General features: G+C 37.7%; 11 protein-coding genes and 1 pseudogene. 6 read left to right on the top strand and 6 right to left on the bottom strand.

What is annotated here, in order from left to right:
• From BJN41_RS12820 to BJN41_RS12810, 4 genes and pseudogenes are all read left to right on the top strand, one after another.
• Window positions 1-239, top strand: a 239-nt coding sequence (locus BJN41_RS12820; protein WP_141730405.1) for an integrase core domain-containing protein, incomplete at its 5' end; no start/stop codon positions are given.
• Window positions 240-456: 217 nt separating this feature from the next.
• Window positions 457-552, top strand: a pseudogene (locus BJN41_RS15920) (IS5/IS1182 family transposase); the annotation flags it as partial.
• 73 nt (window positions 553-625) lie between these two features.
• Entirely contained in the window at window positions 626-928 is a 303-nt protein-coding gene (locus BJN41_RS12815) for an I78 family peptidase inhibitor (RefSeq protein WP_070155653.1), read from the top strand.
• 190 nt (window positions 929-1,118) lie between these two features.
• Window positions 1,119-2,273: an MFS transporter gene (locus BJN41_RS12810; RefSeq protein ID WP_070155654.1), complete on the top strand. Its 1,155-nt coding sequence runs from the start codon at window positions 1,119-1,121 to the stop codon at window positions 2,271-2,273.
• Window positions 2,274-2,389: 116 nt separating this feature from the next.
• Here BJN41_RS12810 and BJN41_RS12805 read toward each other — a convergent pair whose 3' ends face one another.
• A complete protein-coding gene (locus BJN41_RS12805) occupies window positions 2,390-3,880 on the bottom strand; it encodes an amidase (RefSeq protein ID WP_070155651.1) in 1,491 nt (496 codons plus the stop codon).
• 51 nt (window positions 3,881-3,931) lie between these two features.
• On the bottom strand, window positions 3,932-5,290 hold the full coding sequence (locus BJN41_RS12800; RefSeq protein WP_081406308.1) for a GGDEF domain-containing protein: 1,359 nt from the start codon (window positions 5,288-5,290) through the stop codon (window positions 3,932-3,934).
• 304 nt (window positions 5,291-5,594) lie between these two features.
• Here BJN41_RS12800 and BJN41_RS12795 point away from each other — a divergent pair, with 304 nt between their 5' ends.
• On the top strand, window positions 5,595-6,077 hold the full coding sequence (locus BJN41_RS12795) for a hypothetical protein (RefSeq protein WP_070155647.1): 483 nt from the start codon (window positions 5,595-5,597) through the stop codon (window positions 6,075-6,077).
• Between the two features lie 484 nt (window positions 6,078-6,561).
• On the opposite strand, the gene BJN41_RS12790 is transcribed toward BJN41_RS12795, so the two are convergent.
• The 4 genes from BJN41_RS12790 to sstT all read right to left on the bottom strand — a co-directional run bounded on the left by BJN41_RS12790 (window position 6,562) and on the right by sstT (window position 10,582).
• The gene (locus tag BJN41_RS12790) at window positions 6,562-7,848 is read right to left on the bottom strand and encodes a mechanosensitive ion channel family protein (protein WP_070155645.1); all 1,287 of its coding nucleotides are present in this window, start codon (window positions 7,846-7,848) and stop codon (window positions 6,562-6,564) included.
• Between the two features lie 276 nt (window positions 7,849-8,124).
• A complete protein-coding gene (locus BJN41_RS12785) occupies window positions 8,125-8,658 on the bottom strand; it encodes a DUF2058 domain-containing protein (RefSeq protein WP_019837323.1) in 534 nt (177 codons plus the stop codon).
• Window positions 8,659-8,673: 15 nt separating this feature from the next.
• Window positions 8,674-9,348 (bottom strand): YoaK family protein, encoded by a 675-nt coding sequence (locus tag BJN41_RS12780; protein ID WP_070155643.1) that lies wholly within the window; start codon window positions 9,346-9,348, stop codon window positions 8,674-8,676.
• A gap of 37 nt (window positions 9,349-9,385) precedes the next feature.
• Window positions 9,386-10,582 carry a serine/threonine transporter SstT gene (gene sstT, locus BJN41_RS12775; protein WP_070155641.1) on the bottom strand — a complete coding sequence of 399 codons (1,197 nt, stop codon included), beginning with the start codon at window positions 10,580-10,582 and terminating at the stop codon, window positions 9,386-9,388.
• Between the two features lie 295 nt (window positions 10,583-10,877).
• On the opposite strand from sstT, the gene BJN41_RS12770 reads away from it, so the two are divergent.
• A partial coding sequence (locus tag BJN41_RS12770; RefSeq protein ID WP_034683890.1) for a helix-turn-helix domain-containing protein occupies window positions 10,878-11,074 on the top strand: 197 nt, incomplete at its 3' end.

Below are 11,074 nucleotides of genomic sequence, written 5' to 3'. Positions count from 1 at the left end.
AAACAAATGGTATATGTGAGCGTTTCCATAAGACGATTTTGCAGGAGTTCTATCAAATTACGTTTAGGAAGAAGCTTTATAGCTCATTGGAAGAATTACAAGTTGATCTAGACGATTGGCTGAAATTCTATAATACTGAACGGACTCATCAAGGAAAAATGTGCTGTGGTCGTACACCACTTGAAACTTTACTTGATGGAAAACGGATTTGGGCTGAGAAAAATTTAGCTCAAATTTAACCTGACAGGCACAATAAAAAATGGGTAACTGTCAGATCAGGTTTGAGCTAGTACAATTTAGATACTTAAAAAAATTACTGATCATTAAAAAATCACACCATTTATATAAAATGTTATAACTTATCATAAATTATATTGGGGGATTTTTAAATGCGTCTGACGCTACTCGGCTTATCCATTTTTTATACGTTGCATGGCTTTGTTGCACAAAGCCATTCTCCTTGCTGAGCGTTATCGCAATCGGCGTAAACGCATGGGTTTACACCTTAATTTGATTGCTGCAATTTACAACATGCAATTGATTAAAAAATGATTTGCAAGAAGTCTAGTATTAAATCAGTTATGTTATTTTAGTTGTGTTGAAGAAAATAAACATGAGTATCAATATGAAAAAGTTATATAGTATCCTGACTGTTTTAAGCGTGGTAACTTTAGCTGCGTGTAGCAATCAGCCTGTAAATGAACAAACTAAGGTGCCACAGACCATGCAAAATTGTGTCCCAGAATCTGCTGCGCAATTAGTCGGTAAAACAGGCTTGTCTGAAACACAAATTAAAACGATAACACGAGCTGAAATTGTGAGAATGGTTGCACCAGGGCAGCCTGTCACCATGGATTATCGTATGAATCGCGTCACTGTGGTGGTCGATCCGAAAACTAAAATTATTCTACAAGCGTCTTGCGGCTAAACAATTGTAACAAAACTGCTCAATATCGCCCTGAAAATTTGATCTGATTTTCAGGGTATTTTTCGCTTTAATCAGTCAATGACTCAAAATTAAAGTACTACAGTGTTAATATATCGGAGTCTTAAAATTTTAGATCAGGTTAGATAATGCACTTATTTATGTGTTTGAAAAATCAAGGAAATATATGTTGATGCAAGCCTTGAATATATCGACACGTTTAGGTGGATTCTACTTTTTCTACTATGCAATTGTTGGGACATTTTTGCCTTTTTGGAGCCTGTATTTAGAAGATCAAGGTTTTAATTATCAGGAAATTGGAGTTTTATCTTCTATTGCCATTTTAACGCGCTTTTTCGCGCCTTTTATTTGGGGATGGATTGCCGATAAATCAGGTAAACGGATGCTTTTGGTACGCATCGCAACTTGGATGGAAGCCAGCATTTGGTTACTGATTTTTATTATTCCAAATAGTTTTCAGTCTGTTGCATTGCTCATGCTGATTTTTAGCTTTTTCCAAAATGCAATTTTGGCACAATTTGAAGGCGTGACTTTGTTTTGGTTGGGCGAGCAACGTGCGGAACTCTATGGCAAAGTGCGTAAATGGGGCTCTATAGGTTTTATTGTCGGGGTTTTTGGCATAGGCGCTATTTTGGAAATTATTCCAATCTCTATGTTACCTGTGTTGCTCCTCTGCATTTCTTTACTGGCATTTCTATGGTCGTTCAGTATTCAAGAGCCGAGCACCGCACCCATTGCACAAAAACAACTTGAACCCTTATTGCCTATTTTAAAGCGTCCAGTGGTCTATTCTTTTTTTATTATTGAATTGATTTTGCTATTTTCGCATGCACCATTTTATAGTTTCTATAGTAATTTTTTAGGTCAGGCAGGTTTTAGTACAAGTCAGATTGGCTTATTGTGGTCTGTCGGAGTGATTGCTGAAATTATTATGTTTGCCTACGCAGGTTTGTTTTTAAAGCGTTGGTCTTGGCGTTCACTGGTTGCTGTATGTTTAACTTTGACAGGCTTACGTTGGGTGATTGTCGGTTTATTTCCATCCATATTTTTTGCGCAATTTTTTGCACAAAGCATCCATGCTTTTAGTTTTGGCTTATTTCATATCATTGCCATGCGGGTGATTTTTCAAAATTTTTCAGCAGGACAGCAAGGTCGTGGGCAAGCACTTTACAGTACCATGTGGGGTTTAGGTGTCGCAGTCGGGAGTATTTTGGCGGGGCATTATTGGGATATTGTTTCAGGCGAATGGATTTTTATTTTTGCAGGATTATCTACACTGCTTGGTCTATGTTTTATTTGGGGATTGCCAAAACATTTAGAGTCGTAGTCATTGTCGAACGATACCAAGCTGAGTTGGTTGATAGCATTCTTTTAATACGAAAAAGAGAAGAAATAGAAGCAAGCAATGTTGTCAGCATAGCTTGCTTCTTACTAATTGCTACATCAAATACGGATTTTAGCGTATTGATGCCACCACGGTTGAACCGCTTCAAGTTGAGCCGCCAGTTGTAAAAGTAGATCTTCACGTGCAAAAGGCGCGACAAACTGTGAACCCAATGGTAAGTTATCTTTATTCCAATATAACGGAACAGACATTGCAGGCAGCCCTGTAATATTCGCGAGTTGAGTAAACGGTACCCATTTTAGGTTTTCTTTGACAATACGATCGACCAATTTACCTTGCGCTAACCAATGTGCTTTACCCGCATGCATTAGTGTTTTTAAAATTGGTTTTTGCCATGCAGGAGTTTTCACTTCGCCATTTTTCGGTGCAACTGAGGCAGTTGCAGGGATGAGGTATAAATCATAACGCTCAAAAAATTCATTCATTTGCGCAACGTATACCCCCCAATTATTCAAATTGCGAATGTAATCTACAGATGAGGTTTTTGCGCCAAAGGCAGCCAAAGCCAAAGAATCTAGCTCAAAATTATCGGAATGATTTGGTAAGCGAGTTTGAATTTCAGCAATTAAATAAGCAAATTGGCTAAACCATGTGGTAATGAAATCTTTGGCCAATTGCATGCCATCAATAGTAGGACGGTCTTCAACAACTTCATGCCCTAAAGACTCTAGAAGCTGTACAGTTTTTTGAATGCTGTTGATAGCATCTTGTGAAACAGCTGTACCAATTGGAGATTGGGTCGAATATGCGATTCTTAATTTTTTTGGCGCTTGCTGAATTACATCTAAATAACTGCGTTCAGGAGCCTCAATTTTAAACAGTGAATGACCATCTGCACCATGTGTTGCGTCGAGCATTGCTGCGCTGTCACGTACACTTTTACTTAAAATATGTTGCATCGCTGCACCATGCATAGCTTCACTGAGTTGCGGCCCCCATGGTGTGCGTCCACGACTTGGCTTTAAACCAAACAACCCACAGTAAGATGCAGGAATACGAATAGAACCACCGCCATCACTTGCCCCTGCAATTGGGACAATACCTGCTGCGACTGCAGATGCAGAGCCACCTGAAGAACCGCCGCTATTATGTTTCAAATTCCAAGGGTTTTTACATGCACCCCAAGCATCTGGCTCAGTAATGCCTTTAATCCCAAATTCAGGCGTGTTGGTACGTCCAAAGGTAACGATTCCGCTATTTTCCCAACGATTTACAATTTCTGCATTTTGTCCTGCAAGATGATGCGCACGTTTTAAACCCTGACAGCCAAATGAAGTTGGATAGCCTGCATATTGTTGAAATAAGTCTTTGACTAAAAAGGGCACACCTGCAAATGGACCTGTTAATTCTGTTTGTGTGCGTTGACGTGCATGTTCATGCATAGGAATAATAATGGCATTTAATTGAGGATTCGTTTGTTCGGCACGTGATAATGCAATATCTAATAATTCAGAAGCTTGAACATCCTTTTTGGCAACCAACTCTGCCAAGCCTAAAGCATCATATTGGAGGTATTCTGCAAGTTTCATTTCAATCCTGAAAATCTTTATTGTCAAATTTATGTTGTATGCTATTTTTGTTTAAGAAGCAAGAATGACCCGATTACGACCTTGCATCTTTGCCTGATATAGCGCCTGATCTGCCTGAATAATTAAATCTTGTAAAGGGAGAGTAGTTGGCAATTGAATATGTAAAATCCCCACGCTTACTGTAAATCTTATAGGTTCACAGTTTTCTAAATATAATGATTGATGTTCAATACGCAAGCGAATACGTTCCGCAATACGTTGAGTTTCATTTAAGTTAATATTGTTTAGTAAAATAATGAATTCCTCACCGCCTATACGACAAAATAAATCATGATTACGTAAATTGCCTTTAACTATATGAGAGAGATGTTGTAGAGCACAGTCACCCACATAATGTCCATATTGATCATTCAATTTTTTAAAATCGTCGATATCTAACATAATTAAAGACAGTAAATGATTGTCTTTATGCTTTAAAGCTTTTTCACTTAACTGGGTAAAACTGCGGCGGTTAAGTGTTTCAGTTAAACTGTCATGATTTGCCAGATACAATACTTCTCTAAACAACTGATTTCGGTTTTGGCTAATCACACATAAAATTAACGTGGCAAGACCTAAAATAATTAAACCCACACGAATAGAAATAATGTTGATTAAATAACTCGAATTCACTTGATCTATAAACAAGCCTGTGACGCTATGATACAGAGTTAAACAGACCAAGCTATTAATCAGTGCCAAATTAAAAAGTTGATAGCTGGCAGCTGCCCAAATTAATGCAGCCAATGGATACAACAATGCACCTGGTCCATAAAAAATATGGGTGCAGGCGATAGAGATCAGTAATGCAAAAAAGGGCAAGATATCCTGAATTTGAGTTTCTTTAGCATATTGATTACTTATAAGTTCTTTGAATTTAGACCAGCGTGGGGCAGCCAAAATTAAAGGTAAGACAATTACCGCATTTAAAATTTCACCAGACCACCAAGTAAAAAAATCAATCCAACGATTTTCTTTTAACATAAAGGTGTGCGGCAAATTTGGCAGCAGAAGAATGGCAAATAAAGCCCCAAAGAAACAGCCTAAAGTTACAGCAATAATATGTGGATATAGCTCTGACACATTATTATTGCTCGCTGGAAGTTTAGCGCGGGCATAATTAAAGAAAAACAACCCACTAAAAACAGCTACAAAGTTGGAAAGCGTTAAACCTAGAGTCATCAGGAAAGTATTGCCTGTGACCAAATCGGCGCCCATATAGCCAAAAAACGCACCCAAAATTCCACCAAAACTTTTTAAAGATGGAAAGCGAATGAGTAGCCCCAACAAGAGGGCGTTGCTTGGCCAAAAAAAAGAAAAGTAGCTAAGCGGGCGAGTAAAAATACCCAATAAACAAGCAAAAAATACCACAACAGCAAGCAGCCCAAAGGCAAATATTTGCTTTTGAGCCGAAGATATAGTTTACGGTATGCTAAAGTTTTGCAAGTACTAAACTCACTTTTGCAATGGGTTGATAATTAAGAAAAAAACTTGATGAGTTTGACGTTCATAACAGAAAGGCGATCATATCAAATAACCATTACCCATAAAGTCAATTAAATGTAAATTGTGTCACACTTTTGCTAAATAAAATTGTTGTGTTGTGTTTATGCTTGCAGATTTGGATTAAAAATATGCTAAGTTGTCTAAACGGTTTATATCTTTAAATAAATGTATGAAAAAAATATATCTAACCACAGTTTTAAGCTTATGTTCTGTCTGTGCGATTGCGAATGAAAATACAACAATACATTCAGCCAAGTTAACGCCAGTAGCAGCAGAAACGACCAATAAATTTCGTGTGGTGACCCGTCCAGAAATTGTGGGGCTGTGGGGCATGCAAATACCAAATAATCGTAAATGTATTGAATATTACAACTTTAAAAGTAATAGCGATGTGGTGATTAAAAGCGGTCAAGAATGGTCTGCGGGCGTATATGATTATCAACCTTCACAAGACCCTGCAAATTCGTTACCTGCTTTAATTTTGCAAGTTAAATATGACAATAATGAAGTGGATTGTTCTGGATATCAGGAAGACCAAACAGGGGACATTTCACAATATTTTGTAAAATGGAAAAATGCGCATACCATTAATTTCTGTAATAATGAAAAAGCAGAACAATGTTTTGCGACGTTGTACCGTGTCCTGCCTTAAACTTTTCATTATTTGGTCTATTAGAGATCTTTTATAAACTCATATCCCTCATCCTCTAGCGAGTGTATTGATCATCATGAGCGTTAAAGCACAAAAGTAGTGAATTTCAATATTTCATTAGACTCATTATTGATGATCATTTTTGGAATCTAGAATCAATTAACAAGAGCGACACATTTTATTGAGTTGAAAAGTTAGGTGAATTCTTAGAATCATTAGACTTTTTCAACCGGCAATGACCTTATTACATAAATTAGGAGCAAGCTTTGATTTAAAGGTTTGAGGAATTTTTATACAATTGAATCATAGTGTTAGATATTTTTTTTCAACAAAGCTCTGTTACAAATAAGACTTTATTTTCTCTTATTAATATATACAAATGTATTTTAATTTAAATGAAAAATTTTATCGTCTTGCTGAAAATAAAACGGCTACCGAGCCATGCAAGCATTTAGCGACACATGGCTCAGCAATAAATCCGTAATTATGCCTCGTCAATTTCTACAGGATTTAGACTTTGGACAGAACTTGCTTTAAATGGTGCAGCAATTTGCTTTAAATCTGAACCCGATGGGGCTTGATACACTTTTAAGCCAAACTCAGGAATAATTGCCAGCAAATGATCAAAAATATCGGATTGAATACTTTCATATTCTTTCCATGCAGTGGTTTTGGTAAAAGCATAAATTTCTAGCGGTAAACCTTCACTGCTCGGCTGTAGTTGGCGAATAATCAATGATTGAGATTGATTAATACCTGGATGTTGTTTCAGATAAAACTCAACATAGGCGCGGAAAGTCCCTAAATTGGTTAAACGGCGCTGGTTGTATTGTGATTGGTTTGCTAACTGCTGATTAAACTGTTCAATTTCTTCATTTTTACTATGCAAATATTGATCCAATAACAAGAATTCTTTCAGTTTGCTTTGTTCTTGTTCAGTCATAAAGTGCACAGAACTTTGATCAATTAAAATGGCACGTTTAATACGTCGGGCACCTGCTTCCTGCATGCCACGCCAGTTTTTAAAGGTATCGGTAATGAGTTTATTGGTTGGAATGGTGGTTAGAGTTTTATCCCAGTTTTGTACGGTAACAGTATGTAATGACATATCAATGACATCACCATCGGCATTTAATGACGGCATTTCAATCCAGTCACCAATCCGTACCATATCGTAGGAAGAAATTTGTACTGAAGCCACCAAAGATAAAATGGTATTTTGGAAAACCAACATCAAGACAGCAGCCATTGCACCAAAACCCGCGAGTAAGGTAAACACATCTTTTTTTAGGAAAGTGCCTAAAATCATGAGGGCACACACCACATAAATAATGAGTTTAACTAACTGCAAATAGCCCTTAATTGGCTTGTTGCGTGATTTAGGATTGCGTTGATAGAACAGGTTAAAAATATTTAAAAATTCAGAAATTGCCAAAGCAATGGTCAGGAATATAAAGGCTTGCGCAGCCATTTGCACAAAGCTTTCTACTTTATCTGATAAGTGCGGCACGGTGGTAATGCCATTCATAATCACGACAGCAGGGACAATATTGGCAATACGACGGATCACGCTATGCTGTGAAATAATTTCGCTATTGGTAAAGGTCATTTTAGAAATGAGTTTACGAATACCACGCACCACAATTTGTTTGGCGATAAAGTTGGCTAAAATTGCCAGTAAAATCACAATACTGAGTGAGGTCAGCATTTCTAACCAAGGGTATTGGTTGAACCATTCCTGAATATTTTGAATTAAATTTAAGTCTTGCAAAAGATCCTCGCTTTAAGGTTACTGTTTTTCGTCTGCATGGCATTGTAAATCTTAGCCTGCAATCCACCTTAATTTTTAATTGATGTCTGAAATTGCTAGATAGTGTATCGACTAAAGTTTAAATTTTAAGGCTGAGTAACTTTTTTGCTACATTTTAATTATTTGTTTTTACAGTAAGTTTTAACTGAATGTATAGCTCTATTCAAAAAGCCAGTACAGATACTGGCTTTTTGAATAAATACTTAGCGTCAATATTTGCATAAAAATTTGCGTGGCCTACCACATCAAATCATCTGGAATCACATAGGCTGCATATGGATCTTCTTCATCTGTTGTTGCTTCATTTTTCTCGGCATTATTGACAATAATAAAGCCTTCCATTTTGCTATTAATACGTTCAGCCAAAGCTTTCGGTAGGAAGGCATAGCTGTCATTTTCCTTGGCAATCACTAAACTACCTGCCACGAGCGCATTGTAAATTTGTTGATTGATATACACTTTTTTTATTTTGCCGTCTAAAAATTGATAAGCAACTTCACCATCGGTATCACGAATTTTATGCTGATGAATCATTTGCATAATTGCAGCTTTCAATTCTTTTTCCTGTAAAGCTGCTTTCTTTTCTTGCTCAATGGCTTGGTCTTTGGCCAGTTTTTCTTGCTGTGCCTGTGCAATTTTGGCTTTCACTTCAGCATCTTTACTTTCGCCTGTGCGCTGTTCGTGTACGGCTTGTTTAGACAGTTTTTTTGCCTTTTTATTATCGACTAAACCCGCTTTGAGCAATTGTGCCTGTAGTGCATTTTTAACCATGATAATTTCCAAAACTTAATGTTGAAGATGTCGATAGCGAAAATAAATAATCCAATACACCAAACTCAAGCTTAGGCTGAGTCCAGCAGGTACCAGAAAAGAATTCAGTTTAAATGTAGGATAAATGGCTGCAGCGAGCAATCCACCCACAAAGAAACCAAGTAAAATCAGTAAGTGCAAAACAATACGTTTTTTTTCGACTTGTAAGCCTCTGACTCGATAACCGAGAGCTAAGCCTAAATCGGTCAATACCCCAGATAAATGTGTGGTACGGATGATGGTACCTTTATAGTAGCTGACCATGGCATTTTGTATGCCCATGGCGACTGACGCCCAAAGCAGGGCATAACGTGGGAAATAAGGCAATAACACCCAGCAAATTAAAATAAATAATGCCACCAAACTCATGGGTAAACCATAACGCCGCCCTAAGCGAAAATTACTATTTCCTAAAATGACGCCGCTATAAAATGAACCGATGACATAGCACAAAATCACGACAAACAAGAAAATCATCGCTTCTGGTTTCCAGTTGATTAGCGCCATCGCCAAGATACTGACGTTTCCAGTCATGTGTGAAACGGACTGATGTAATACGGTCACCAATCCGAGTACGTTAATAATTCCAGCGTTGACTGCCAGAAAAAAAGCACCAAATTGCACCCAAAGTGGTAAAGTTTGAAAAGGCATAGTCGATGATAGTGTAAGTTTCCTAACGCATTGTATCTTAACTCAAACCGCGGCCAACCGCAGTAGTAAATAGTACATCGGTAGATGAGTTGAGCGCAGTTTCGGTTGAATCTTGCAACACGCTAATGACCATACCAACCGCAACCACTTGCATGGCGATATCTGAAGAAATACCAAATAAGCCACACGCTACAGGGATGAGCAGTAATGAGCCGCCAGCAACACCTGAAGCACCGCAGGCAGACACCGTTGCAACTACAGATAAAATCAGCATGGTGCTAAAATCGACAGAAATCCCGAGGGTGTTTACTGCAGCTAAGGTTAAAACGGTGATGGTGACCGATGCGCCTGCCATGTTAACTGTTGCGCCTAAAGGAATTGCAACACTCGCCGTTGATTCCTGTACACCTAAGCGCTTGGCTAAGTCTAAGTTGACAGGAATGTTGGCTGCAGAACTACGAGTAAAGAATGCGGTAATGCCACTTTCGCGTAAGCATTGAAAAACTAAAGGATAAGGATTGCTGCGGGTCACAAATGCCACCATGATTGGGTTGATGACCAGCGCAACAAAGAACATTGTCCCTAACAAAACTGCCAATAATTGAGCGTAACTAGCTAAGGTGCTCAAGCCTGCATCGGCAAATGTCACGGCAACTAAACCAAAAATTCCGAAAGGCGCAAAGTTAATCACTAAGCGAATGACGCGATTGACTGCATTGGCAGCATCATTGAGCAGTGCTTTGGTGGTATCTGTAGCATGACGAAAAGCAATCCCTAAAGTCACAGCCCAAGCCAAAATACCAATAAAGTTGGCTTCGGCAATAGCAACTACAGGGTTGGCGACAAAACTAAGTAAAAGGTTTTTTAAAATTTCAGCAAGACTGCCTGGCGGGGTTAATTCTGTTTGTGTTGCAACATCTAAAAACAATGTGCTTGGGAAAAGTGTACTTGCAATAACTGCACTGAGTGCAGCTAAGAACATACCAATCGCATACATCAGCATAATTGGTTTGATATAAGCATTGCTGCTTCCGATTTTAAAATTAGCAATCGACGCCATCACCAAAAGAAACACTAAAACTGGCGCAACAGACTTTAGAGCTTTAATAAATAAATCACCCAAAAGACTTAAATAAGGCGCAGATTCTGGGAATAAAATTGCAACAACCACGCCGAGTACAATTGCAATCATAATTCGGGAGACCAAGCTCAAACGCAAAAAAGCTGAAAACATACTAAAACAAGGTAAGGGAAAGCGGCTATTCTATACTGAAATTCTCATGGGCTTAAAAATAATTTTGATTTAAAAGTTAAGTCTGTATTTTTAAAAGTGATATTTATCAAACTGTTTAAATTTCAGGAAGATAAAAGTACTGATTGATTAAAAAGGATGTATATTGATTATCCAGTTTTAAAGATTAAATTAAATGTATTAGTTCAGACTTGATCGTACATTCTTCTTGAAAAAGAGAAAGTTACCCGTTTTGATAAAGGTGTCGAAATCTTAATCAAACAAAGGTAACTTTCTTATGTTGCATACTAACAATCAAATCATTAAACACAAAGTAGGTCTGCTCAATTTAGCTGAAGAGCTTCAGAATGTATCCAGAGCATGCAAAGTGATGGGTGTTTCAAGAGATACATTTTATCGCTATCAAGAGTTAGTGAAGTCTGGTGATATTGACGCACTGATCAATAAATCCCGTCGAGTACCAAATTTAAAAAA

The sequence above is a fragment of the Acinetobacter towneri genome, assembly GCF_001758345.1.
In the GTDB taxonomy this organism is placed as follows: Bacteria; Pseudomonadota; Gammaproteobacteria; order Pseudomonadales; family Moraxellaceae; genus Acinetobacter; species Acinetobacter towneri_A.
The sequence above is the reverse complement of the archived record's forward strand: the minus strand, read 5'-3'. Positions and strand labels throughout refer to the sequence as shown.